The sequence below is a fragment of the Streptomyces corchorusii genome (genome assembly GCF_001514055.1).
Taxonomy (GTDB): Bacteria; Actinomycetota; Actinomycetes; order Streptomycetales; family Streptomycetaceae; genus Streptomyces; species Streptomyces olivaceoviridis.
On the sequence record NZ_KQ948351.1, the window covers coordinates 478,495 to 502,207 of the forward strand.

The 23,713-nt window shown below is 72.5% G+C and carries 21 protein-coding genes and 2 tRNA genes; 19 read left to right on the forward strand and 4 right to left on the reverse strand.

Going from position 1 to position 23,713, the window contains the following annotated elements:
* Positions 1–24: 24 nt before the first annotated feature.
* Positions 25–1,110, reverse strand: a complete 1,086-nt coding sequence (locus tag AQJ11_RS02065) for a M48 family metallopeptidase (RefSeq protein ID WP_059261609.1) — start codon at positions 1,108–1,110, stop codon at positions 25–27.
* Positions 1,111–1,215: 105 nt separating this feature from the next.
* Between AQJ11_RS02065 and AQJ11_RS48025 the strand changes: the two genes are divergently transcribed.
* From AQJ11_RS48025 to AQJ11_RS02095, 9 genes are all read left to right on the forward strand, one after another.
* Positions 1,216–1,377 carry a hypothetical protein gene (locus tag AQJ11_RS48025; protein ID WP_014672679.1) on the forward strand — a complete coding sequence of 54 codons (162 nt, stop codon included), beginning with the start codon at positions 1,216–1,218 and terminating at the stop codon, positions 1,375–1,377.
* Positions 1,378–1,544: 167 nt separating this feature from the next.
* On the forward strand, positions 1,545–1,709 hold the full coding sequence (locus AQJ11_RS49675; RefSeq protein ID WP_014672678.1) for a hypothetical protein: 165 nt from the start codon (positions 1,545–1,547) through the stop codon (positions 1,707–1,709).
* Positions 1,710–1,765: 56 nt separating this feature from the next.
* Positions 1,766–2,452, forward strand: coding sequence for a nicotinate-nucleotide adenylyltransferase (gene nadD, locus AQJ11_RS02070; protein ID WP_059261610.1), 687 nt, complete (start codon positions 1,766–1,768; stop codon positions 2,450–2,452).
* A gap of 16 nt (positions 2,453–2,468) precedes the next feature.
* Positions 2,469–4,223, forward strand: coding sequence for an LCP family protein (locus AQJ11_RS02075; RefSeq protein ID WP_059261611.1), 1,755 nt, complete (start codon positions 2,469–2,471; stop codon positions 4,221–4,223).
* 125 nt (positions 4,224–4,348) lie between these two features.
* On the forward strand, positions 4,349–4,792 hold the full coding sequence (rsfS, locus tag AQJ11_RS02080; protein WP_014672675.1) for a ribosome silencing factor: 444 nt from the start codon (positions 4,349–4,351) through the stop codon (positions 4,790–4,792).
* The gene (locus AQJ11_RS02085) at positions 4,792–5,460 is read left to right on the forward strand and encodes a histidine phosphatase family protein (RefSeq protein WP_059261899.1); all 669 of its coding nucleotides are present in this window, start codon (positions 4,792–4,794) and stop codon (positions 5,458–5,460) included. The genes rsfS and AQJ11_RS02085 overlap by 1 nt, the downstream gene beginning before the upstream one ends.
* 94 nt (positions 5,461–5,554) lie before the next feature.
* Positions 5,555–5,627 (forward strand) — tRNA-Ala (locus AQJ11_RS02090).
* Between the two features lie 354 nt (positions 5,628–5,981).
* Positions 5,982–6,155: a hypothetical protein gene (locus AQJ11_RS48030; protein ID WP_014672673.1), complete on the forward strand. Its 174-nt coding sequence runs from the start codon at positions 5,982–5,984 to the stop codon at positions 6,153–6,155.
* A 3-nt stretch (positions 6,156–6,158) separates the two neighbouring features.
* Positions 6,159–6,392, forward strand: a complete 234-nt coding sequence (locus AQJ11_RS02095; RefSeq protein WP_030653820.1) for a hypothetical protein — start codon at positions 6,159–6,161, stop codon at positions 6,390–6,392.
* Here the strand turns inward: AQJ11_RS02095 and AQJ11_RS02100 are convergent.
* Positions 6,382–7,593 carry a glycosyltransferase 87 family protein gene (locus AQJ11_RS02100; protein ID WP_059261612.1) on the reverse strand — a complete coding sequence of 404 codons (1,212 nt, stop codon included), beginning with the start codon at positions 7,591–7,593 and terminating at the stop codon, positions 6,382–6,384. The two genes, AQJ11_RS02095 and AQJ11_RS02100, sit on opposite strands and share 11 nt — an antisense overlap.
* 115 nt (positions 7,594–7,708) lie before the next feature.
* On the opposite strand from AQJ11_RS02100, the gene AQJ11_RS02105 reads away from it, so the two are divergent.
* Positions 7,709–7,781 (forward strand) — tRNA-Ala (locus AQJ11_RS02105).
* 119 nt (positions 7,782–7,900) lie between these two features.
* On the opposite strand, the gene AQJ11_RS02110 is transcribed toward AQJ11_RS02105, so the two are convergent.
* A complete protein-coding gene (locus AQJ11_RS02110; RefSeq protein ID WP_014672670.1) occupies positions 7,901–9,511 on the reverse strand; it encodes an NADH-quinone oxidoreductase subunit NuoF family protein in 1,611 nt (536 codons plus the stop codon).
* Positions 9,508–10,791 (reverse strand): ferric reductase-like transmembrane domain-containing protein, encoded by a 1,284-nt coding sequence (locus AQJ11_RS02115; protein ID WP_175252147.1) that lies wholly within the window; start codon positions 10,789–10,791, stop codon positions 9,508–9,510. The genes AQJ11_RS02110 and AQJ11_RS02115 overlap by 4 nt, the downstream gene beginning before the upstream one ends.
* Positions 10,792–11,208: 417 nt before the next feature.
* Here AQJ11_RS02115 and leuS point away from each other — a divergent pair, with 417 nt between their 5' ends.
* The 9 genes from leuS (at position 11,209) to holA (ending at position 23,506) form a co-directional block, all read left to right on the forward strand.
* The gene (gene leuS / locus AQJ11_RS02120; RefSeq protein ID WP_014672668.1) at positions 11,209–14,088 is read left to right on the forward strand and encodes a leucine--tRNA ligase; all 2,880 of its coding nucleotides are present in this window, start codon (positions 11,209–11,211) and stop codon (positions 14,086–14,088) included.
* A gap of 137 nt (positions 14,089–14,225) precedes the next feature.
* Positions 14,226–14,963, forward strand: coding sequence for a hypothetical protein (locus AQJ11_RS02125; protein ID WP_059261613.1), 738 nt, complete (start codon positions 14,226–14,228; stop codon positions 14,961–14,963).
* 72 nt (positions 14,964–15,035) lie between these two features.
* A complete protein-coding gene (locus AQJ11_RS02130; RefSeq protein ID WP_058080498.1) occupies positions 15,036–15,881 on the forward strand; it encodes a DegV family protein in 846 nt (281 codons plus the stop codon).
* 152 nt (positions 15,882–16,033) lie between these two features.
* The gene (locus AQJ11_RS50265) at positions 16,034–17,215 is read left to right on the forward strand and encodes a ComEA family DNA-binding protein (protein WP_208616423.1); all 1,182 of its coding nucleotides are present in this window, start codon (positions 16,034–16,036) and stop codon (positions 17,213–17,215) included.
* Positions 17,212–20,094: a ComEC/Rec2 family competence protein gene (locus AQJ11_RS02140; protein ID WP_398780020.1), complete on the forward strand. Its 2,883-nt coding sequence runs from the start codon at positions 17,212–17,214 to the stop codon at positions 20,092–20,094. The genes AQJ11_RS50265 and AQJ11_RS02140 overlap by 4 nt, the downstream gene beginning before the upstream one ends.
* Before the next feature lie 46 nt (positions 20,095–20,140).
* Positions 20,141–20,977 carry an arylamine N-acetyltransferase family protein gene (locus AQJ11_RS02145; protein WP_059261615.1) on the forward strand — a complete coding sequence of 279 codons (837 nt, stop codon included), beginning with the start codon at positions 20,141–20,143 and terminating at the stop codon, positions 20,975–20,977.
* Between the two features lie 126 nt (positions 20,978–21,103).
* A complete protein-coding gene (locus AQJ11_RS02150; protein WP_107120767.1) occupies positions 21,104–21,985 on the forward strand; it encodes a YceI family protein in 882 nt (293 codons plus the stop codon).
* A 162-nt stretch (positions 21,986–22,147) separates the two neighbouring features.
* Positions 22,148–22,393, forward strand: a complete 246-nt coding sequence (locus AQJ11_RS02155) for a hypothetical protein (RefSeq protein WP_059261616.1) — start codon at positions 22,148–22,150, stop codon at positions 22,391–22,393.
* 123 nt (positions 22,394–22,516) lie between these two features.
* Positions 22,517–23,506 carry a DNA polymerase III subunit delta gene (holA, locus tag AQJ11_RS02160; RefSeq protein ID WP_059261617.1) on the forward strand — a complete coding sequence of 330 codons (990 nt, stop codon included), beginning with the start codon at positions 22,517–22,519 and terminating at the stop codon, positions 23,504–23,506.
* Positions 23,507–23,713 lie beyond the last annotated feature (207 nt).

Consider the following 23,713-nt stretch of genomic DNA (forward strand, 5'->3'; position numbering starts at 1 on the left):
TGCCCCCCCTGCCGGGCCCGGCGCCTACTCCTCGCCGCCACCCGGGGCGTCCCCCTTGGCCGGCGGCGGGCTCCGGAAGCCGTCGAAGCCCCGCCGGACCCGGCCGCCCAGGTCGCCCGCGCCGCCCGCCAGGTCCGTGACCAGCTTCATCAGCGGGTCCTTGGAGGCCTTCACATCGCTTGCGTAGCTGGCCGCCGACTCGCGGAAGGAGTCGCTGACGGAGGCGTCCCCGTCCTCGCCGCGCCGCGGGTAGTGCCCGTCCATGATCCGCTGGTAGTCCCGGGACTCGGCCCACTTCTTCAGCTCGGCGGCCCGCACGGTGGTGAACGGGTGCGAGCGGGGCAGCACGTTCAGGATCTTCAGCACCGAGTCGCGCAGATCGCCCCCGGAGTCGTACTCCTCGGCCTGCTCCAGGAACGCGTCCACGTTCATCTCGTGCAGGTGGTTGCCGCCCGCGATCTTCATCAGCCCCCGCATCGAGGCCCGGACGTCCTGGCCCACCAGCAGACCCGCCCGGTCGGCGGACAGCTCCGACTTGCGGAACCACTCCCGCAGCGCCGTGACGATCGCCATGATCGCCAGATTGCCCAGCGGGATCCAGGCGACCTTCAGCGCGAGGCTCGTCAGGAACAGCAGGATGGTGCGGTACACCGAGTGCCCGGACAGCGCGTGCCCCACCTCGTGCCCGACGACCGCCCGCATCTCCTCCTCGTCGAGCAGCTCCACCAGTCCCGTGCTGACCACGATGATCGGCTCGTCCAGGCCGATGCACATCGCGTTCGGCTGCGGGTCCTGCGTGACGTACATCGGCGGGACCTTGTCCAGGTCCAGGATGTAACAGGCGTCCAGCAGCATGTCGTGCAGGTGCGAGAACTGCCGCTCGGAGACCCGCACCGAGTCGGACAGGAACAGCAGCCTCAGGCTCCGCTCCGGCAGCAGCCCGCTGAGCGCCTTGAAGACGGTGTCGAACCCGCTCAGCTTGCGCAGCGCGACCAGGGCCGAGCGGTCGGCCGGGTGCTCGTACGCGCGCGTGGAGATCTCCGGGAAGCGCCTGCGCTGCCTGCTCGGCACCCGCTCGTGCCCCGTGTGCTGGTGGCCGTCGTCGGACATGTCTTCCCCCATGTGCGTGTGAGTGCCCACTGTGCCCCCGAGGCGGGGCCCAGCCTAGGCGGAGATACCTTGGACGGGCAGTACACCCCTGAAGGAGTCCACGTCATGGAGCACCACCCCGCAGCCGCCTGGCTGACCGAGGCCGCCGCGAGCGCCGTCCAGCACGGGTCAGGAAACCTGCTCCGCGTCGTGCTGATCGTGATGGTCCTCGGCTGTGTACTGACCGCCTGGTTCCTGCTGCGCGGCTACAAGCGGAAGGACGACTGACGAGCGGCGAAAGTTCCCCGCCGCCGGGCACCGACCGCTCCTGGCCGCGCCTGGGCCGTCGGCGCCCTCCGGTCCCAACGGCGGAGTCGGCGTGATCGCCGCACGGCCGCCCGCTTACGATGGGCCGACATCTTTATTCCGCCCACACGCGATAGGTCCTGCCGAAGATGAGCTTCCACAGCGCAGCAGCCCAGTTGGTCACCCTTGCCGCCGAGGGCGAGCAGCACGGCGGAAACCACAACAGCCTGAACCCGGCCCTCACCGGCGGCGGCGCCCTGTTCATCCTGCTTCTCCTGCTGTGGATCACCACGCGTTTCAACCGCGACCGCTGAGCGGGGAACCCGTCCCCGGCCGGACGCTTGAGGCCGGGCCGGTAGGGTCTGCACGCATGGGACAGCAGGACATGCCTACCGGTCCGGCGCACGAGAGCGCCGACGACACGGTGAAGCACCCGCAGCACGGACCGGGCAACGGCCCCGCCCACACGGGCAAGCGGCGCCTCGGCGTCATGGGCGGAACGTTCGACCCGATCCACCACGGGCACCTCGTGGCGGCCAGCGAGGTCGCCGCGCAGTTCCACCTGGACGAGGTGGTGTTCGTCCCCACCGGCCAGCCGTGGCAGAAGTCCCACCGCAACGTCTCCCCGGCCGAGGACCGCTACCTGATGACGGTCATCGCGACCGCCGAGAACCCCCAGTTCTCCGTCAGCCGCATCGACATCGACCGCGGCGGCCCCACCTACACCGTCGACACCCTGCGCGACCTGCGCGCCCTCAACCCCGACACCGACCTCTTCTTCATCACCGGCGCCGACGCCCTCGCCCAACTGCTGACCTGGCGCGACTCGGCGGAACTGTTCTCCCTCGCGCACTTCATCGGCGTCACCCGCCCCGGCCACAACCTCACCGACCCGGGCCTGCCGGAAGGCGGAGTCTCCCTCGTCGAGGTGCCCGCGCTCGCCATCTCGTCCACAGACTGCCGTGCGAGAGTCGCCAAGGGGGACCCCATCTGGTACATGGTGCCGGACGGAGTCGTGCGCTACATCGACAAGCGCGAGCTGTACCGCGGCGAGTGAGCCGAGAGGGGCACCGGTGAACGACCGATACGACACGGGTGACGCAGGCTACGGCGGCGGCCCGTACGAAGTCGTCGGCTACGACGAGTACGGCCGGCCCGTGTACGGGCAGGTCCCGGCACAGCAGGCTCCGCAGTCCCAGCAGGCGACCTACGACCCGTACGCCCAGCAGCAGGGCTACGGCTACGACCCCTACGCCACCGGCCCGCAGCAGCAGACGCCCTCCTACGGCGCGGTCCAACAGCCGCACGCCTACGACCCCTACGGCACCCAGACCCCGTACGACCCGTACGCCACCGGCACCCAGGAGGCCACGGGCTACGACCCCTACGGGCAGGCGGCGAGCAGCGGACAGCAGCCCCGGATCGCCGGGCAGGGCGCCTACATCCCGCACCAGGCCGGCCCCGCGGAGGACACCCGCGTCCCCGACGACACCCGGATCCCGCAGGACACCCTCACGCCGGGGGACACCGAGCGCCCCACGGGGGAAGAGGACTACCACACCGAGCAGTTCGCCTTCGTCGAGGAGCCCGACGGCGACTCCGAGGACGTCATCGACTGGCTGAAGTTCACCGAGAACCGCACCGAGCGCCGCGAGGAGGCCCGCCGCCGCGCCCGCAGCCGGATCATCGCCCTCGTCGTCGTCCTGGCCCTCGTCGCGGTCGGCGGTGTCGGCTACCTCTGGTTCGCCGGGAAACTGCCCGGCCTGTCCTCGTCCGACGGCAAGACCGGCACCGCCACGCCGGTCACCGCCCAGAAACGCGACGTGATCGTCGTCCACCTGCACAACACGGGCAAGGGCGGCACCTCCACGGCGCTGCTGGTCGACAACACCACCACCAAGCAGGGCACCACGGTCCTGCTGCCCAACTCCCTCGCGCTGACCGACGACGACGGCTCCACCACGACCCTCGCCAAGTCCGTGGACGACGACGGCGCCTCCGGCACCCGCGGCCAGCTCGACACGGTCCTCGGCACCAGCATCCAGGGCACCTGGCGCCTCGACACCCCGTATCTGCAGAACCTCGTCGAACTCGTCGGCAACATCGAGATCGACACCAACACCGACGTGCCCGACCCGGACACCAAGAAGAAGGGCACCGCCCCGCTCGTCCACAAGGGCCAGGGCCAGACCCTCAGCGGCAAGATGGCCGTCGCCTACGCCACCTACCGCGCCGCCGGCGAGTCCCAGAACGCCCAGCTTGAGCGGTTCGGCCAGGTCATGCAGGGCGTGCTGCGCAAGATGTCCTCCGACCCGTCCTCCGCCACCACCACCGTGCAGACCCTCGCGCAGATCCTGGACCCGCCGCTCACCGACAAGGACCTCGGCGGCTTCCTCGCCAACCTCGCCGACCTCGCCAAGAGCGGCGACTACAGGACCGCCCTGCTGCCCGTGCAGTCCGACGGCACCCTCACCGCGCAGACCAGCGACAGCGTGGTGAAGGACATCCTCGGCGGCACCGCCAAGAGCCCCGACGCCGGCTCCTCGGTCCGGGTCTCCGTCCAGAACGCCACCGGTGTGAAGGACGACACGGAGAAGGCCCGCGTGGTGCTCCTCAACGGCGGCTTCACCTTCCTGGAGGGCGGCACCGCCCCCGGCACCCAGGCCGCCTCGAAGGTGCTCTACGCGGACGCCGCCGACAAGGCGAACGCCACCGAGGTCGCCAAGACCCTCGGGCTGCCCGCCGGCTCCGTGGCCAAGGGCAGCGTCTCCTCCGGCGCCGACGTCTCGGTGATCCTCGGCGGCGACTACAAGCCGTCCTCCTCCTGACCCCGGGCCGCCCGCGAACCGGCGCGCGGCCGGGGGCACCCCACGTGATGCCGTAATCACGTGGGGTGCGCCGGGCGGTCCGTGAGACCCTTGATGACAAAAGACCGCCGACGGAAAGCCATGTAGTGACCGCCACCGACCGTTCCCTTGAGCTCATCAACACCGCCGCCCAGGCGGCGGCCGACAAGCTCGCCCACGACGTCATCGCCTACGACGTGAGCGACGTGCTGTCGATCACGGACGCCTTCCTGCTGGCATCCGCGCCGAACGACCGCCAGGTCAAGGCCATCGTCGACGAGATCGAGGAGCGCCTCCTGAAGGACCTCGGGGCCAAGCCGGTCCGCCGCGAGGGCGACCGGGAGTCCCGCTGGATCCTGCTCGACTACGTCGACATCGTCGTCCACGTCCAGCACAGCGAGGAGCGGGTCTTCTACGCCCTGGAGCGGCTGTGGAAGGACTGCCCCGAGCTGGAGCTGCCCGCCGACGCCAAGGCCACCCGCGGCAAGGCGGAGGAGCACGCCAGGGCGCAGGCCGCCGAGGCCGACCAGGAGCCGGGCGGGGCGTGGTGATGAGCGCCACCGGAGAGGTGACCGACCGCAAGGGCCGGGGCCGCCGCATCATCCTGTGGCGGCACGGCCAGACCTCCTGGAACGTGGAGCGCCGCTTCCAGGGCACCACGGACGTCGAGCTGACCGAGACGGGCATCGGCCAGGCCCGCCGCGCCGCCCGGCTGCTCGCCTCCCTGCGGCCCGACGCGATCGTCTCCTCCGACCTGCGACGGGCCGCGCACACGGCCGCCGAGCTGGCCGCCCTCACCGGCCTCGACGTCACCCGCGACGAGGGGCTGCGCGAGACCTACGCGGGCGTCTGGCAGGGGCTCACGCACGAGGAGATCATCGCCCGGCACGGCGAGGAGTACGCCGCCTGGAAGCGCGGCGAGGCGGTCCGCCGCGGCGGCGGCGAACTGGAGACCGAGGTCGCCGACCGCGCCGCCCCCGTCGTGCTGCGGCACGCCGAGAAGCTGCCCGAGGACGGCACGCTCGTCGTCGTCAGCCACGGCGGCACCATCCGCACCACCATCGGCCGGCTCCTCGGCCTGGAGGCCCGGCACTGGGAGAGCCTCGGCGGGCTCTCCAACTGCTGCTGGTCCGTGCTCGGCGAGGGCGCCCGCGGCTGGCGCCTGCTGGAGCACAACGCGGGCACCCTCCCGGAGCCCGTCCTCGGCGACGACGTCTGACCCTCCCGCCCCCCCCCGGGCCCCGGATTTCACTTTCCGGCAGGTCACAGGCTAGAGTTCTTCTTGTTCGCCCCGCCGAGCGGGGAGAGCGCGAGGGGCTATAGCTCAGTTGGTAGAGCGCCTGCATGGCATGCAGGAGGTCAGGAGTTCAATTCTCCTTAGCTCCACTGATCGACACTCCGTTGAGTCGTCAAAGATCGGTGATGAGGATCCCGTCCCCGCAGGGGGCGGGATCTTCTGCGTCCGGCCGCGCGTCCACAGCACGTTCGCCGACCGCGGACGGCCGGCGGATCGGCGTCGCGGATCTCGGCACACTGTTCCTGCACCGGATTGAGTCGTTCGGGGCGCCGCGCCCGTATCCCTCCGCGGAGGCGTTCCCGGTGTGCGCCCGGGCGCCGGCCGGGGCGGTCTCTGCGGGGGCCGTGTCCGGACTGGTACTGAGGCGTCGCTGACCGTATCGGTCCGGTCGTGGCAGAATCAAACGGCCGGAAGGGGGCGCGGCCCGACGGGAGGGAGTAGCGATGCCTGCGAGCATCCTTGAGGAGGTCGGCCACCTCCTCGGTGCGGCGTTGATACGGGATACGACCACCCGGCTGAGCTGCCCTTCCTGCGGTTCCGCGCATGTGGCGCAGGTCCTCGGCGACAACGGCGGAATCTCCTACGTGTGCACGGCCTGCGGCCACAGCTGGAGCTGATCGATGGGTGCACACAGGCGAAAGTGCGACTGGTGCGGGAGCGGTACCCCGATCGTGCGCGACATGGAGCCGATCAATCCCGATTACCAGTACTGGTGCGAGGAATGCGCGCGGGCGCTGATCATAAAAGGCGACCCGATCGAGACATACCGGGAACTGGAGGGCGAGCCGATCTACGGCCGCCTCCTGGAGGAGCACTGCACGCTCAAGAGGTTCTACCAGTTCGTCACGGCTTGACGCGGACCCCGCCCGGCCCGGCCTTCGGCAACGATGTCCGGGCCAGCGCGAGGAAGACCGCGCCGACACCTCCGTAGACGGCCGACAGCGTCAACTCCGCTCCCGACTGGTGCAGTTCCGGCCGCCCGGTCCCGTGCGGCACCCACCACGGGGCGTACGAGCAGAACACCAGCAGGGTGCCCACGGCCGCCGCCCGGCGCCCGCGTGTCCACAGCAGCAGCACCAGCGGCACGCACCACACCCAGTGGTGGGTCCAGGAGACCGGGCTGATCAGCAGCGCGGTGACCGCGCAGACGCATACCGCCCAGGCCCGCTGCCCCCGCAACTCCGCCCGGACGGCCACGGCGAGGCCCAGGACGGCCACCACGGCCACGCAGGCGATCCAGAGCGCTCCCGGCTCGGGTGTGTGCAGAAGGCGGGCCAGCACCCCGCGCAGGGCTTGGTTGGCGGTGTCCTCGGCATGCCCGACCCGGCTCGCGCGGAACAGCGTCCGCGTCCAGAACCGCCAGGAGTCGTACGGCAGGACGGCCGCCGCCAGCAGCGTCGCCCCGGCGAATGCGACGGCCGCCCCGCGCGCGTGCCGCAGCCACGGCTCCCCGCGACCGCCCCTCAGTCGGGCCACCACGCCCGTGGCCAGCAGGAACACCGGGAACAGCGCGGGCGTCAGCTTGACGGCCGCGGCCAGCCCGAGGCCCACCCCCGTCCAGCGGTCGGACCCGCCTTCGGGGCGGCGGGTCAGGTCCCACAGCACCAGGACCGCCAGCAGCAGGTTGATCTGGCCGTAGCGCACGGTCGTCCACACCGGCTCGCACCACACGGCCGGCGCCGCCACCCACCACACGGTCTCCCCGCGCGCGTGGCCGACGAGTTTCAGCGACAGCCGGACGAACACCACCAGCAGCGCGAGGTTCCCGGCCGTCGCCAGCGCCCGCAGGAGCGCGGTGTCCAGCAGGGGCAGCGGGGTGAACAGCAGGGCCGCGAACGGCGGGTAGGTGGTGGGCAGGTGCGCGGCCGTCGCGCGCAGCGCGTACAGGTCGCCGCCGGCGCGCACGGTGGCGCCCTCGGCGCGGTAGACCATCAGATCGATCATGGACACGTGCGCGGCCCGCTGAGCTGCCCAGAAGGCGGCGAAGGACACCAGGCACACGCCCAGCGCGACCGGGACCCCGCGGTGGGCTGAAGGCGACGCGATCATGGCCATGAAAACCGACATTAGCGGGCGTATCGGTGCGAGGCCGAAACCGATTTTGTGCTGCGCCCTCCGCCCTGTAATGTTTACGTCGTCGCCGGGGGAACCGGGCGAAACAACAGAACAAGGGGCTATAGCTCAGTTGGTAGAGCGCCTGCATGGCATGCAGGAGGTCAGGAGTTCAATTCTCCTTAGCTCCACAGAAGTCGAAGGCGGACCATCCCGACGGATGGTCCGCCTTCGGCGTGTTGCGGCACGGCGTGGCCGAGCGAGGGGGCGGGCCACCCGCACCGGGTGGCCCGCCCCCCCTCGCGTGTGCTCAGCGGCCGAGCGCGCGCCGGCCGCGGCCCTGGGAGAGGACCGGCAGGTTGCGCGACGGCGCCTGCCCGCGCGTGTCCTCCTCGATGCGCAGGGCCAGCGCCGGGCAGCGGCGCACCGCGCGCAGCGCCTTGGCCTCCGCGTAGCGCGGCACCTGCGCCTGGGCCACCGTCGGGAAGCCGTCGGCGCCGAGCTCGAACACCTCCGGGAGGATGTCCGCGCACAGCCCGTGACCCCGGCAGAGCGTCCAGTCGACGTAGATCTTCTGGCGGCTGGCGCCGTTCTCCGCGGGTTCTGCGCCGCCCGGCACACCCGTGGGAGCCCTGCCCCCCTCGAAGAGCGGCAGGACGCCCTCCACGGGCCGTCCGCAGCCGTTCCCGAGGACGTGCGCGGCCAGGTCGTCGGTGAACGCCTTGATGGTCGACTCCAGGAACATCGCCGAGCCGTCCGGGTGCGAACACGCCCCGCGCCGCTTCACGTTCTTCGCGACCTGCTTCAGCGCCTCCAGGGCGGCCGGTCCGCCGCCGTTCAGGATGTCCTCCATCCCGCGCGCGGCGGCGGGCAGCCCCAGGTAGCAGGGCCCGCACTGGCCCGCGCTCTCCTCGGCCAGCCACTGCGCGACCCGCAGCGACTCGCCCAGCGGGCACGTCTCCTGGCTGATCGGCAGGATCGCGCCCGCGCCCAGCGAACCGCCCACCGCGTCCAGCGAGTTGCGGGAGACGATCGCCTCGTTGACGGTCGCCGCGTCGATCCACTTGCCGTGGTAGCCGCCGGTCAGCACGCCCTGCGGCACCGGCGGGGCGCCGGCCAGTTGCAGCACGTAGCGCAGCGGCACGCCCGTGGGGACCTCGATCACCATGGGACGGGCGACCGCGCCGGACACCGTCAGCATCACGGTGCCCGGTTCGTCGTACAGACCGGTGTTGCCGTAGCGCTCCGGGCCGATGCGGGCGGCGATGGCCAGCTGCGCGAACGTCTCCGCGTTCGACAGCAGCGTGGGCGCGCCGCCGACACCGCTCTGCGAGGCGCTGATCTTGCGGCCGGGCGGGATCGCCGGGCCGCCGTCGACGGAGCGGATCAGCGAGGCGGCGGCGCCGGTGACCATGCGCACCGGGTTGCGCTGCACCCACGCGCGCAGCGCCGATCTACGGCTGTTGCTCAGGCCGCGTTCGGCGAGCGCGGCCTCCATGGAGCGCTGCGTGGACTCCCGGGTGACGCCGATGACGAGCGTGCGGGCGCCGAGCGCCTCGGCGCACAGCAGCGCGCCGTCGAGGATGAGGTGCGGGGCGCGGTTGATCAGCACCGTGTCCTTGCGGCAGGCCGGTTCGTCCTCGCTGCCGTTGACCACGACGACCGGCCGCACCCCGCGCTTGATCGCCGACTCGGCGACCGAGCGCAGCTTCTTGTGGAAGGGGAAGCCGGCGCCGCCGCGGCCCCTGAGGTTGATGCTTTCGGCGAGCTGGGCGAGCTGCTCGCCGCCCAGCGGGTCGAGCGGCCCGTGCACCTTCAGGTGCATGGGCAGATCGAGCCGCTCCACAAGGTCGAAGCCCGACGTGAGCTGGGGAAGTCCGACCACGCGGACTTCGGGGACGTCGGGCAGGGCCTCGTTCACTTAAAGCCTCCGGAAGGCGTGTTCCAGGGTTCGCCCGAGCCCGGTGTCTCGTAGGACGGGCCGGGCAGCGTTTCGGTGGCGGGACCGCTGGCGAACGTGTCGGTCGGGTTGTACGTGCCGTAGAGGCCGTTTGTCTCACCGGTGTCGTACACGTCACTTCCGCCGTATCCGGGTGGGCCCGGATCGCCGTAGACCGGGATGGTGTATCCGGTGTCCTGGAGCGGGTCGTACGCGGACGGCGGGGCCTCGCCGACCGGTGGCGGGGACGGGATCGGCCAGCTTCCCGAGGTGCTGGAGGGGCCGTCCACGCGCGGGACGGCCTCCGTGGGCCGCAGATCCATCGGCACGTCCATGCGGGCGGTCCGGTCGGCCGGGTAGGGCTGCTGGGGGCGGCCCGGCGTGGAGACCGCGCGGTAGGCCGCCGCGAAGCCGGCGTCGGGCCCGGCGGCGGGGGCGGCCGGGGTCTGGTAGAGCGGGGATGCCACCGTCTCGGCGGACGCCGTGCGCGGATCGCGCCGGCCGTCGAAGCCGGGCAGCGCCGACTCGGCCACCCGCGAGCGGCTCGCGTCCAGCTCGTCGAGTCCGGGCCGCTCCGAGCTGCCGAACAGGGCCACCAGCCGGTCGGCGACCTTCCGCTTGACCGGGCGCGGCGCGGCGCGCAGCGCGAGGGCGCCCATCACGCCGAGCAGGGACAGGGCGTAGAGGATCACGAAGACCGGCTTGGCCGAGCGACCCGCGTAGAGGCCGTGGACCAGCGCCGCGCACCAGGCCGGGTAGGCCAGCATGTGCATGGCCCGCCAGCGGGCGGCGACCGGGGCCGGGGTGGCGAAATTGCTGCGCAGGGCGCCGGTGATGCCCACGAAGATCATCAGCAGGCCCGCGAGCGAGCCCAGTCCGATCAGACCGGCGATTCCGGTGACGCCGAGCGAGAACGGAATGATCGCGGCGATCAGCTGCGTGTGGCCGAGCGCGATCTTCGTGGTGATGTGCAGCAGCAGGAACGCGATCGAGGCGACCGCGGTCGTCCGGTGCACCGCCTGGCCGATGATCCGCTGCCGTGTGTTGAGGAAGATCCGGTCCTGGGCGAACAGGCCCCAGATCACCGAGCAGCTCAGCGAGACGAGGGACAGCACGCCCGCGCCGAAGTTCAGGAACTCGCGGAACTGGCTGCCTCCGACCAGCACGGCCACGGGTATGAGCAGCAGGACGACAGCGGACGCCACCCCATAGGCCGAGCGGCCCGGTTTGGGGAGCGAGCTGGTACTACGACGAGGGTTCATGGGGGCAACTCCGAGCAGTTTCGGGAAAGCGGTCCCGCTGCCGCACTCTAAGTGGCGCCATACCGATCAGTACGGGGTTTGAGTTATTGCGTTGTTATCAACGGACCATGCGACTGGGGGAGGTGTCCCGTAGGGGACGTGACGAGAAGTGATCATTGAGCTTCGTTCGGTTCCGGCGGGCTGCGTGACATGTCCACCAGGGATACGGAAGCGCCTCGCGGCTTGCTCAAGGGCTGCGGTACCCTAACGCCATGCGTGCCGTACGCCTTCTGCTTAGCGGGCCGCGCTGATCAGTACCGACCCCGGTCCACCCGTGAGGTCGGCATCGGCGCGGCGTCCCCTCCTGTGCGAGGGGTTTTTTCGTTTCTTTGGATGTCACAGCCGCAGGCAGAGACGATCGATGGAGCTTTGAGGATCATGAGCGAGACGAACCCCGCTGCCACCGCCGCGTCGGCGGAGGCCGCGCCGCACCGCTACACGGCCGCCATGGCTGCCGAGATCGAGGCACGCTGGCAGGACTTCTGGGACGCCGACGGCACCTACGCGGCGGCGAACCCCACGGGCGACCTGGCGGGCGACCCGGAGCTGGTCGCCAAGCCCAAGAAGTTCATCATGGACATGTTCCCGTACCCCTCCGGTGCGGGCCTGCACGTCGGCCACCCGCTGGGCTACATCGCCACCGACGTCTACGCCCGGTTCCAGCGCATGACCGGCCACAACGTCCTGCACACCCTGGGCTTCGACGCCTTCGGCCTGCCCGCCGAGCAGCACGCCGTCGCGACCGGCGAGCACCCGCGGATCACCACCGAGGCCGCCATCAACAACATGAAGTCCCAGCTGCGCCGGCTGGGCCTGGGCCACGACAAGCGCCGGTCGTTCGCCACGATCGACCCGGAGTACTACAAGTGGACCCAGTGGATCTTCCTGCGGATCTTCAACTCCTGGTACGACGAGGAGGCGCGCAAGGCCCGCCCGATCTCCGAGCTGATCGCCCAGTTCGAGTCCGGTGAGCGGGCGATTCCGGGCTCCACGCGCGCGTGGAACGAGCTGACCGCCGCCGAGCGCGCCGACATCCTGGGCGAGTACCGCCTGGCCTACGCCTCCGACGCGCCGGTCAACTGGTGCCCGGGCCTGGGCACCGTGCTGGCCAACGAGGAGGTCACCGCCGACGGCCGCTCCGAGCGCGGCAACTTCCCGGTCTTCAAGGCCAAGCTGCGCCAGTGGAACATGCGCATCACCGCCTACGCCGACCGGCTGCTGGAGGACCTGGAGGAGCTGGACTGGCCCGAGGCCATCAAGCTGCAGCAGCGCAACTGGATCGGCCGCAGCGAGGGCGCCCGCGTCGACTTCCCGATCGACGGCGAGCGCATCACGGTCTTCACCACCCGCCCGGACACCCTGTTCGGCGCGACCTACATGGTGCTGGCCCCCGAGCACCCGCTGGTCGAGAAGTTCACCCCCGAGGCGTGGCCCGAGGGCACGCACGAGGTGTGGACCGGCGGCCACGCCACCCCGGCCGAGGCCGTCGCCGCCTACCGCGCGCAGGCCGCCTCGAAGTCCGACGTCGAGCGGCAGGCCGAGGCCAAGGACAAGACCGGCGTCTTCACCGGCGCGTTCGCCACCAACCCGGTCAACGGCGAGCGGGTCCCCGTCTTCATCGCCGACTACGTCCTGATGGGCTACGGCACCGGCGCGATCATGGCCGTCCCCGCGCACGACAGCCGCGACTTCGCCTTCGCGCGCGCCTTCGAGCTGCCGATCCGCTGCGTGGTCGAGCCGACCGACGGCCGCGGCACCGACCCGTCCACCTGGGACGACGCCTTCGTCTCCTACGACGCGAAGATCGTCAACTCCGACAGCGACGACGTACGGCTGAACGGCCTGGGCGTGGTCGAGGCCAAGGCGCGCATCACCGAATGGCTGGAGCGCGAGGGCATCGGCGAGGGCACCGTCAACTTCCGGCTGCGCGACTGGCTGTTCAGCCGCCAGCGCTACTGGGGCGAGCCCTTCCCGATCGTGTACGACGAGGACGGCATCGCCCACGCGCTGCCCGAGTCGATGCTGCCGCTGGAGCTGCCCGAGATCGAGGACTACAGCCCGCGCACCTTCGACCCGGACGACGCCGACACCAAGCCCGAGACGCCGCTGTCGCGCAACGAGGAATGGGTCAACGTCACGCTGGACCTGGGCGACGGCCCCAAGAAGTACCGCCGCGAGACCAACACCATGCCCAACTGGGCCGGTTCCTGCTGGTACGAATTCCGCTACCTGGACCCGCACAACGACCAGAAGCTGGTCGACCCGGAGATCGAGCGGTACTGGATGGGGCCGCGCGAGGGCCGGCCGCACGGCGGCGTCGACCTGTACGTCGGCGGCGCCGAGCACGCGGTGCTGCACCTGCTGTACGCCCGCTTCTGGTCCAAGGTCCTGTACGACCTGGGGCACGTCTCCTCCGCGGAGCCGTTCCACAAGCTGTTCAACCAGGGCATGATCCAGGCCTACGTCTACCGCGACAGCCGTGGCATCGCGGTGCCGGCCGCCGAGGTGGAGGAGCGCGACGGCGCCTACTACTACCAGGGCCAGCAGGTCAGCCGGCTGCTGGGCAAGATGGGCAAGTCCCTGAAGAACGCGGTGACTCCGGACGAGATCGCGGCCGAGTACGGCGCCGACACACTGCGCCTGTACGAGATGGCCATGGGCCCGCTGGACGTCTCCCGCCCGTGGGACACGCGCGCGGTGGTCGGCCAGTTCCGGCTGTTGCAGCGGCTGTGGCGCAACATCGTCGACGAGAACACCGGCGAGGTCACCGTCACCGACGCCGAGGCCGACGAGGAGACCCTGCGCGCCCTGCACAAGGCGATCGACGGCGTCCGCCAGGACCTGGAGGGCCTGCGCTTCAACACCGCCATCGCCAAGGTCACCGAGCTGAACAACCACCTGACCAAGGCCGGCGCCGCCGTGCCGCGGTCGGTGGCCGAGCCGCTGGTGCTGATGGTCGCCCCGCTGGCCCCGCACATCGCCGAGGAGCTGTGGCGCAAGCTGGGGCACACCGACTCGGTCGTCCACCAGGACTTCCCGGTCGCCGACCCGGCCTACGTCGTGGACGAGACCGTGACCTGTGTGGTGCAGGTCAAGGGCAAGGTCAAGGCCCGGCTGGAGGTGCCGCCCACCATCTCCGAGGAGGAGCTGGAGAAGGTGGCGCTGGCCGACGAGAAGGTCGTCGCGGCGCTGGACGGCGCGGGCATCCGCAAGGTGATCGTGCGGGCACCGAAGCTGGTCAACATCGTCCCCGCGTAACAACCGGAGGATGTTCACCGGCTCGGGGTAGTCCCCTACGGGCAGGTTCGGGGTTCTTGCGGAACTCCGAACCTGCCCGTTGCGTTTACCGTGGAGAGCACAGCGGCTCGTGCCGTGCCGACCGGAGGAGGAGCGTCATGGAAGTCGTGCTGACCGTGTTCGCCCTGCTCTTCCTGCTGTTCGTCGCCCTGGGCGCGTACGCCACGGTCAAGGCGGTCGGCGCCGCCAAGCGCGGTGTGGACCGGACCCTCGCGCAGGCCCGCCGCACCGTCGAGGACCACACCCTGCGCGCCAAGTCCTTCGCGCAGCTCGGACCCGCCGGCGAGATCGCCCAGCTGAGGCTCGCGCTGCGCACCTCCATGCGCGCCACCCAGGACGCGCTGCACGCGGGCGCGGCGGAGGACGAGTCGCTGAAGGAGTCCCTCGGCCTCTTCGAACGGCTCAGCGCACACGGACACGAACTGGACGCCGACCTCAAGCGTCTGGAGTCCGAGCCGGACCGGGCCACGCTCACCGCGCGCCTGCCCGAGCTGCGCGGCCGGACCGAGCGGATCACCAAGTCCGCGGACTCCCTGCGCTGGGCCGTCCGCGACCGGGCCCGCCGCTTCGCCGACGACGACCTGGGCACCCTCAGCGCACAGATCGACATCGAGGCGGACGCCCTGCGCCACTGGACGCGGGCCGAGCCCGGCCAGGCACCCCCGCCGTGGCCCGACGCACCCGCCACCGCCGACGGCCAGGCCGCCGAACAGACCTGGCCGAAGGCGTCCGGGGCCCGCGCCGCCGAGGAGCCCGCCCCCGAGGCGATCGCCCCGCCGTCATGGCGCCCCACCGCACCATGGCAGAAGAAGCCCCGCCCCGAGAGCACCACCTGAGCGAGCCGCGCCCGCACGGCAGGACAGGGGCCGGGCTGCCGAGTGCGTACTACGCCAGGTAACCTCCAGCTCATGTCCCGCCATGTCGCGATCGTCACCGATTCAACGGCCTACCTGCCGCCCCGGGCGATGGAGCGTCACGGCATCACCGCGGTCCCGCTGACCGTGGTCCTCGGCGACCAGGCCCTGGAAGAGGGCACCGAGATCTCGACCCGCTCCCTGGCCCAGGCACTTCAGAAGCGACGCCCCGTCACCACCTCGCGCCCCAGCCCCCAGGTGTTCGCGGAGACCTACCGCGAGGTCGCCGAGTCCGGCGCGTGCGGCATCGTCTCCCTGCACCTGTCCGCCGAACTGTCCGGCACCTACGACGCGGCGGTCCTCGCGGCGCGCGAGGCACCGGTGCCCGTGCGGGTGGTGGACACCGGAATGGTCGCGATGGCGCTCGGCTTCTGCGCGCTCGCCGCGGCCCAGGCCGCGGAAGCGGGCGGCACGGTGGACGAAGCCGTCACGGCCGCCGAGAAGCGCGCCGACGGCACCTCCGCCTTCTTCTACGTCGACACCCTCGACTATCTGCGCCGCGGCGGACGAATCGGTGCCGCGCAGGCACTGCTGGGCTCCGCGCTCGCGGTCAAACCCCTGCTCCAGCTGGACGCCGGCCGCATCGACCTGCTCGAAAAGGTCCGTACGGCGTCCAGGGCGATCGCGCGCCTGGAGGAACTGGCCGCCGAGCGGGCGGGCAACGCCGAGGTCGACATCGCCGTCCACCATCTCGCCGCCCCCGACCGCGCCGCCGCCCTCGCCGACCGGCTGCGGGCGCGCCTGCCGGGCTTGGCCGACCTGCATGTCAGCGAGGTCGGAGCGGTGATCGGAGCGCACACCGGGCCCGGACTGCTGGGCGCGGTCGTCTCGCCACGCTGACAACGGTGGTTCCGGGTACGGCCTGGTACCGGTGAGGCCAAGGACCGTCCGGCTTCACCCGTGTGAGTGGCGGAGTTGTCCACAACCGGGCGGTCGTCCACGGGAATTCACCAAGATCATCGCGGTCGGGGGAAATCCCCCATCCTCGTCGCATGGCACTTCGATCTCGCTCACGCACAGCAATCGCGACCAGCGGCCCCGGCCGCGCCCCGGCCTCCGACGGCCGCGTCCGGCAGCGCCGCTCCACCGGCCGCCGCCATGCCCGCCGTCGCCCGTCCGCACCGGCGGAGGAACTGCGCCGCCGAGCGGAACTCCTCTTCGGGGAACGGGCCGCGCGGTGGCGGGAGTCGGGGAACGCGCCGCCGGTCCGGGACAGCTTCGGGGACACACCGACGGCAACGGCGACGGGCCTGGCACCCGCCCTGAGTCCGCGTTCGGGTTCCAGGCGGACGGCGACCGTGACCACGTCGGTGTCGGGCGGGATCCGGGAGCGGGCAGCGGCTGCCGCCGCGTCTGAACCGGGCGGCGGGGTGCGGTTGCCGGAGCCGGAGCCGGAGCCGGAGCCGGAGCCGGAGCCGGAGCCGACGCCGGAATCGGAGCCGGTGCCGGGGGTGTCCGGGCCCGCGCCGGGCCGGCGGGAGCGGGCCGGGCTGGCGCTGCGCGAGCGGATGCCGGTGTGGCTCCAGACCCGCTACGGAGTGGAGCGGCGGGGAGCCGTGGCGCTCGCCGTGGTGCTCGTGGTCGCCGCTGTGTTCGCCGTGCAGCATTTCTGGGCGGGCCGACCCCAGCAGGTGAGCGCCCCTCAGGTGGTGCGTGCCCAGGCGCCCTTCACCAAGAAGGGTGGGGGAGCAACCGCCGGACCGGCCGTGGGCACGTCCGCGACACCGGGCCCGGAGATCGTCGTGGACATCAGCGGCAAGGTCCGGAAGCCCGGGATCCGGCGGCTGCCGGCCGGCGCCCGGGTGGCCGACGCGCTGCGGGCGGCGGGCGGGGTCCGGCCGGGCGTGAGCACGGAAGGACTGAACCGAGCCCGCTTCCTGGTCGACGGCGAACAGGTCGTCGTCGGCACCCCCGCCGGCGCCGCCGCCCCGCCCGCCCCGGCAGGAGGGTCGCTCACCGGATCCGCCGGCACGGGCCCACCGGCGCCGGTCTCCCTGAGCACGGCCACGGTGGACCAGCTCGACACCCTGCCCGGGGTCGGCCCGGTGCTGGCCCAGCACATCATCGACTACCGCACCCAGCACGGCGGTTTCCGCTCGGTGGACGAACTGCGCGAGGTCAACGGCATCGGCGACCGCCGATTCACCGATCTGCGCGACCTGGTACGGCCATGAGCCGCGTGCTCGACGAGACCGGCCCGCGCGCCGAGCCCGAGCGGGATGGCACCCCGCGCACCGACCGGAGCGGCCCCATGGACCTGCGCCTGGTACCGCCCGCACTCGCGGCCTGGGCCACGGCGGCCCTGACCGTGGACGCGCCGGGGGCCTGGGCCGCGGTGACCTCCGCCGTCGGCCTGGTCGGCGGGGCACTCCTGCTGTCGGTGCGGCGGCCGGGAGGGGCGGGCGGGGCCGGACGGGCTGAGACGGACCCGCCGGCCGATGACCCGGTCGCTGCTCGGCGGAGGGCGTCGACAGAGAGGGCGGTGACAGGGACATCGACAGGGACGGCGTCGACAGGGACGGCGGTGACAGGGACGGCGGTGACGGGGCAGGGACGCTGGGCCGAGAGGGCTCGGTGGGCAGAGCGGGTCCGCTGGGCGGAGAGGGCCGGGTGGGCGGAGCGGGTCCGGTGGGTGCGCGCTCGGTTCGGATGGGCGCGTGCCGCCGTCGCCGCGGTGTTGCTCTGTGCCGCCGCGGCAGCCGCCTCCGCCGGGCTGCACGGGGCCGACGTGCGTCGTGGGCCGGTGCCGGAGCTGGCCCGGCGGTACGCGACCGTGACCGCCGAGGTCGAGGTGAGCGGCGATCCCCGGCTGAGCAGGCCACGTGTGCGCGGTGATCACGCGGCACCCGCGGCGGTGCTGGCCCGGGCCGAGGTGCGCGGCGTCGAGGAGGCCGACGGAAGACGTGTGCGGACGCGGACGCCCGTGCTGTTGGTCGTCGACCCGGATGTCCCGGCACCGGAGGAGAGTGCCGCGGGCGGCGGGAGTTCCGGGCCGCCGCCGGACCGCGCCGGACAGAGCGTGCCGGCCGGGCGGGCCGCCTGGCTCGGGCTGCTGCCGTCCACGCGGCTGCGGGTGGCCGGGCGGCTGGCGCCCGGGCTGACGGGCGGTGACCGGATCGCGGCCGTGCTGCGGGTGCGCGGCCGTCCGGAGCCGCGGATCGTGGCCGGGCCGAGCGGGCCGCAACGCTGGGCGGGACGGCTCCGAGCCGGCCTGCGGGACGCGACCGAAGACCTGCCGGGAGACGCGCGGGCGCTGCTGCCGGGGCTGGTCGTCGGGGACACCTCGCGGATCACGCCCGAGCTGGACCACGCCTTCGAGGAGACGGACCTGGCGCACACGCTCGCCGTCTCCGGCAGCAACCTCACCGTCCTGCTCGCGTTGCTCATCGGACCGCCCGGCCTGGCCCAACGGGCCGAGCGTCGCGGCCTGGCGCCACGCCTGGGGCTCTCCCTGCGGGCGACGGCCCTGCTCGCGGGGGCGCTGACACTGGGCTTCGTGGTCGTCTGCCGGCCCGACCCCAGTGTGCTGCGGGCCGCCGCCTGCGGCGCGGTCGCGCTGCTCGCCCTGGCCACCGGGCGCCGTAGATCACTGGTGCCGGCATTGGCCACGGCCGTCCTGCTGCTGGTGCTGTACGACCCGTGGCTGGCCCGCAGTTACGGGTTCCTGCTGTCCGTGCTGGCCACCGGTGCCCTGCTGGTGCTGGCGCCGGGCTGGAGCGAGGCGTTGCGACGGCGCGGGGTGTGCCCGCGGCTCGCCGAGGCACTGGCGGCCGCCGCCGCCGCGCAGGCCGTGTGCGCGCCCGTCGTGGCGGTGCTGTCGGCCCGGGTGAGTCTGGTGGCGGTGCCGTGCAATCTGCTGGCCGAGGTGGCGGTGGCACCGGCGACGGTCCTGGGGTTCGCGGCGCTCGCGGCGGCGCCGGTGGCGATGCCGGTGGCCAAGCTGTTGGCCTGGTGCGCGAGTTGGCCGGCGCGGTGGATCGCCGGCGTCGCCCGGACCGGGGCGGCGCTGCCGGGCGCGGGAGTGGACTGGCCCGGGAGCTGGCCGGGCGCGCTGGCGCTGGCGGCGGTCACCGTGGCCGTCGTCCTGGCCGGCCGGAGACTGCTGCGGCACCCGGCGTGGTGCGGGCTGCTCGCGGTGCTGCTCGTGCTGCTGGTCACGCGGCCGGCGCCGCTGACCCGGGTGATCACGGGCTGGCCGCCACCGGGCTGGCGGTTCGCGATGTGCGATGTCGGCCAGGGCGACGCCACCGTGCTGGCGGCGGGCGAGGGCGCCGGCGTGGTGGTGGACGCCGGACCCGATCCGGCACTGGTCGACGACTGCTTGCGACGGCTGGGCGTCACTCGTGTTCCCCTTCTCGTCCTCACCCACTTCCACGCCGACCATGTGGCGGGCCTGCCCGGAGTCCTGCGGGGCCGCGCGGTGGCCGCGATCGAGACCACGGCGTTCGCGGAGCCCGCGGACCAGGCGGAGTTCGTCCGAAGAGAGGCGGCCGAGCGGCACATCCCGGTCACGACCGCCGTCGCGGGAGAGGAGCGGCGCACCGGACCGCTCACCTGGCGGGTGCTGTGGCCACCGCCCTCGCCACCGGCACAGCCCTCGCCACCGCCCTCGCCATCGCAGAGCCCGCGCGTACCCCCGCCATGGCAGGGCGCGGGTGCCGGCTGGGAGCCGGAGGGGCCGAACGACGCCAGCGTCGCACTGCTCGTGCGCACGGGCGGACTGCGGCTGCTGTTGCTCGGGGATCTCGAACCCCCGGCCCAGCAGGCGCTGGTGCGGTCCCCGGCGGCGGCGGACCTGGCGGGAGTGGACATCCTGAAGGTGGCCCATCACGGCTCGGCCTATCAGGAGCCGGAGCTGTTGCGTCTCGCGGCACCCAGGGTGGCGCTGGTATCCGCCGGTGCCGGCAACCCCTATGGTCATCCGGCCCCGGCGACCACGGCCGCGCTGCGGGCCGGCGGCGCGGTGGTCCTGCGCACCGACCGGGACGGGGCGCTCGCCGTCACGGGGACCGGAGGCAGGGGCGGACGGATGGGGGTGGTGAGAGAGGACTGAAGCCCGGCCCGGCGAGGGTGGGCAAATGCTGGAGCAGACTGGGCTCATGACCCCGGTACAGATCGACGCCTATCTCCGCCGGCTCGGCCTCGCGCGCCCACCGCGGCCCACCAGCGAGGCGCTGCGCGAGTTGCACCTGCGCCATCTGCGGACCGTTCCCTTCGAGAACCTGTCGGTCCACCTCGGAGAGGAGATCACCCTGGAGGAGAAGCGGCTGCTGGACAAGGTGACCACGGCCCGGCGGGGCGGCTTCTGCTACGAACTGAACGGCGCGTTCGGGACGTTGCTCACCTCCCTCGGTTACGAGGTCGAACTGCTCGCGGGACGCGTGTACGACGACGAGGGGCGGCTCGGGATCCCGTACGACCACCTGGCACTGCGGGTGCGGACGGCGGACGGGGACACCTGGCTCGCCGACGTCGGGTTCGGGGCGCACAGCCACTGTCCGCTCGCCTATGCGGAACGCGGGGAGCAGGACGACCCCGGTGGCAGGTTCCGGGTGGTGGAGGCGGGGCGGGACCCGGCCGGGGTGCGCGGTGGTGCCGCGCCGGACACCGGGGACCTGGACGTCGTGCGGGACGGCAGGCCGCAGTACCGGCTGGAGACCCGCCCCAGGGTGCTCGGGGACTTCGCGGCCGGCGCCTGGTGGCACAACACGTCGCCGCGGTCGCACTTCACGCGGTCGCTGGTCTGTTCGCGGCTCACGGAGGACGGAGGGAGGATCACGCTCAGCGGGCGCAGGCTGAGGACGACCACCGTGGACGGCAGGCAGGAGACGCGGGAGCTGGAGACGGACGAGGAGGCGTTGACGGTCTACCGGGAGCGCTTCGGCATCGAGTTGAGCTGTGTGCCGACGGTGCGCGACTTCGGCCTGAAGGGCTGATTCCGCTCAGTTCCGGCGCATGCGCTGGATTCCCTTGATGTATGCCCGTGTTGCCTCGAAAGCCGCATCGGTGATCGAATGGATCTTCGGCAACAGATGATGTCGAGGCGTACAGGGGTGTCGTAGATGTTCGGCCGCTGGCTGGGTAACCGGACGAACCGGATACAACGGATGAGTCCCCTGGCGGCGGTCCGGACACCGCCGGACGCCGGAGTGCTCAGCTGCCGGGTGGTCGACCCGGTCAACGAGCCGGTCGGAGGCGCCGAGTTGGTGGTCAGCGATCCCATGGGCCGCAGGGTGGTGACCGGTGGTACGGACCCCTACGGCTCGTTCCTGGCCACGGTGCCGGCGGGGGAGTACCGGCTGGCGGTGTCGGCGGAGGGCTACGCGCCGTACCGGGCCATCGCGCTGGTCGGCGAGAACTCCCTCGCCTCGCTGGGCGATGTGACCTTGCAGGTGGCCCATCCGCCGGAGCCGCCGGCGCCGGGTGACTGGGAGATCGAGCCCATGCACTCCTCGATCGGCTTCACCGCCCGGCACATCGGGCTGGCCCGGATCCACGGGCGGTTCGACTCGTTCGCCGGGGTGGTGCGGATCGCCGAGCGGGTGGAGCGGTCGGCGATGCACGTCGTGATCGACGCGGCGTCCATCGACACGGGGGTCCGGATGCGCGACGACCATCTGCGGTCGGGGGACTTCCTGGACGTGCGGCGGTTCCCCACGCTGGAGTTCTACGGTGACCGGTTCGTGCACAAGGGCGGCAACCGGTGGGCGGTCACGGGGGCGCTGTCGCTGCACGGTGTGACCCGCACGGTCACGCTCGACACCGAGTACCTCGGGGTCGGCAACGGCATGGAGGGCGAGGTGCGGGCCGCCTGCCGGGCCACCACCGAGCTGCACCGGGACGACTTCACGGTCAGCTGGCAGTCCATGCTGGCCAGGGGCATCGCGGTGGTCGGACCGAGCATCCGGGTCGACCTCGACGTGCAGATCGTCCCGAAGGGCTGAGGCGCGGAGCGGGCCGAGTGGCTGAGATGCGGACCGGGCCGAGGCTCGGAGCGGGCCGAGTGGCCGAGGCGTGGAACGTGCTGCCGAAGCCTCGTCGTACGTCTCGCTCCCCCGGGACTGACCTGCCCCTTCGCGTCGTCCCCGGTGCCGGAGAATGGCCCCGTGAGTGATGTGAGACATGTGCTGGTGCTGCCCGATCGCGACGCCGCCGAGGAGGCGGCCGAGGCGCTCGGGGAGCGGTTCGGGATCGACGAGGAGCCCCGGCTGGTCCGGGACGCCCTGGCCGGCGAGGACGACGCCGAGGACGCCCAGTGGCTGGTGGTGCTGCGGGACGCGGACGACCGGCTCGACCCCGCCGAGCTGGACGCGTTCGCGGGGGAGTGGGACGGCTGGCGCGAGGAGCCGTGACCCCGGGCCCGGCGCGGCCCTCGCGTCGGGGCCGGTCCCCGAGCCGCACTCGGGGTCCGCTCCGGGACCGGTCGGGGTGCCGGGAGCGCTTCGGTGTCAGTGCCGCGTGGGATGCTGTAAGCGATGGCCAGGAAGACTGCGAATGACGACCCTCTCGCCCCGGTGACCCTCGCCGTGGGCCAGGAGGACCTCCTGCTCGACCGTGCCGTGCAGGAGGTGGTGGCCGCCGCCAAGGCCGCCGACGCCGACACGGACGTACGTGACCTGACCCCGGACCAGCTACAGCCCGGTACACTCGCCGAGCTGACCAGCCCGTCGCTCTTCGCCGAGCGCAAGGTCGTGGTCGTACGCAACGCGCAGGACCTGTCCGCCGACACGGTCAAGGACGTGAAGGCGTACCTCGGTTCGCCCGCCGAGGAGATCACGCTGGTGCTGCTGCACGCCGGCGGCGCCAAGGGCAAAGGGCTGCTGGACGCCGCGCGCAAGGCGGGGGCGCGGGAGGTGGCCTGCCCGAAGATGACCAAGCCCGCGGACCGGCTGGCCTTCGTGCGGGGGGAGTTCCGTTCCTCCGGGCGGTCGGCCACGCCCGAGGCGTGCCAGACGCTCTGCGACGCCATCGGGAGCGATCTGCGGGAGCTGGCCTCGGCGGTCTCGCAGTTGGTCGCCGACGTGGAAGGGACGATCGACGAGGCGGTCGTCAGGCGGTACTACACCGGGCGTGCCGAGGCCTCCAGCTTCACGGTCGCCGACCGGGCCGTGGAGGGCCGGACGGCGGAGGCGCTGGAGGCGCTCAGATGGTCGCTGGCGACGGGCGTGGCGCCGGTGATGATCACCAGTGCGCTGGCGCAGGGCGTGCGGGCGATCGGGAAGCTGTCCTCGGCCCGGGGCGGCCGGCCGGCCGATCTGGCGCGTGAGCTGGGCATGCCGCCGTGGAAGATCGACCGGGTACGGCAGCAGATGCGGGGCTGGACGCCGGACGGGGTCGCGGTGGCGCTCAGGGCGGTCGCCGAGGCGGACGCCGGGGTGAAGGGAGGCGGGGACGATCCCGAGTACGCGTTGGAGAAGGCGGTCGTGACGATCGCCCGCGCCGCCCGCTCCCGCGGACGCGGATAGACACCGCCGGGACCGAGCCCGGGAAGAGGGGCGAGGGAAGAGGGGCGAGCGAAGAGGGGCGAGCGAAGAGGGGCACGGGAAGAGGGGCCCGGGGCGGGGCAGCCAACCCTTGGGCTGCACCCTGAATCCCCAGGAGCCCCAGGCGCCCCGAACGCCCCAGGAGCCCCGAACGCCCTGAACACCCGACCGCCCCGCCCCGCCCCTCCC

What these genes read in the sequence shown, in the direction of transcription:
- AQJ11_RS02085 (WP_059261899.1), top strand. Translation starts at nt 4,792, where the DNA reads ATGAGCGCCACCGGAGAGGTGACCGACCGCAAGGGCCGGGGCCGCCGC.
- AQJ11_RS02130 (WP_058080498.1), top strand. Translation starts at nt 15,036, where the DNA reads ATGTCCCGCCATGTCGCGATCGTCACCGATTCAACGGCCTACCTGCCG.
- nadD (WP_059261610.1), top strand. Translation starts at nt 1,766, where the DNA reads ATGGGACAGCAGGACATGCCTACCGGTCCGGCGCACGAGAGCGCCGAC.
- AQJ11_RS50265 (WP_208616423.1), top strand. Translation starts at nt 16,034, where the DNA reads ATGGCACTTCGATCTCGCTCACGCACAGCAATCGCGACCAGCGGCCCC.
- AQJ11_RS02065 (WP_059261609.1), bottom strand. Translation starts at nt 1,110, where the DNA reads ATGTCCGACGACGGCCACCAGCACACGGGGCACGAGCGGGTGCCGAGC.
- leuS (WP_014672668.1), top strand. Translation starts at nt 11,209, where the DNA reads ATGAGCGAGACGAACCCCGCTGCCACCGCCGCGTCGGCGGAGGCCGCG.
- AQJ11_RS48030 (WP_014672673.1), top strand. Translation starts at nt 5,982, where the DNA reads ATGCCTGCGAGCATCCTTGAGGAGGTCGGCCACCTCCTCGGTGCGGCG.
- holA (WP_059261617.1), top strand. Translation starts at nt 22,517, where the DNA reads ATGGCCAGGAAGACTGCGAATGACGACCCTCTCGCCCCGGTGACCCTC.
- AQJ11_RS02140 (WP_398780020.1), top strand. Translation starts at nt 17,212, where the DNA reads ATGAGCCGCGTGCTCGACGAGACCGGCCCGCGCGCCGAGCCCGAGCGG.
- AQJ11_RS02150 (WP_107120767.1), top strand. Translation starts at nt 21,104, where the DNA reads ATGTTCGGCCGCTGGCTGGGTAACCGGACGAACCGGATACAACGGATG.
- AQJ11_RS02100 (WP_059261612.1), bottom strand. Translation starts at nt 7,593, where the DNA reads ATGGCCATGATCGCGTCGCCTTCAGCCCACCGCGGGGTCCCGGTCGCG.
- AQJ11_RS02115 (WP_175252147.1), bottom strand. Translation starts at nt 10,791, where the DNA reads ATGAACCCTCGTCGTAGTACCAGCTCGCTCCCCAAACCGGGCCGCTCG.
- AQJ11_RS02145 (WP_059261615.1), top strand. Translation starts at nt 20,141, where the DNA reads ATGACCCCGGTACAGATCGACGCCTATCTCCGCCGGCTCGGCCTCGCG.
- AQJ11_RS49675 (WP_014672678.1), top strand. Translation starts at nt 1,545, where the DNA reads ATGAGCTTCCACAGCGCAGCAGCCCAGTTGGTCACCCTTGCCGCCGAG.
- AQJ11_RS02095 (WP_030653820.1), top strand. Translation starts at nt 6,159, where the DNA reads ATGGGTGCACACAGGCGAAAGTGCGACTGGTGCGGGAGCGGTACCCCG.
- AQJ11_RS48025 (WP_014672679.1), top strand. Translation starts at nt 1,216, where the DNA reads ATGGAGCACCACCCCGCAGCCGCCTGGCTGACCGAGGCCGCCGCGAGC.
- AQJ11_RS02125 (WP_059261613.1), top strand. Translation starts at nt 14,226, where the DNA reads ATGGAAGTCGTGCTGACCGTGTTCGCCCTGCTCTTCCTGCTGTTCGTC.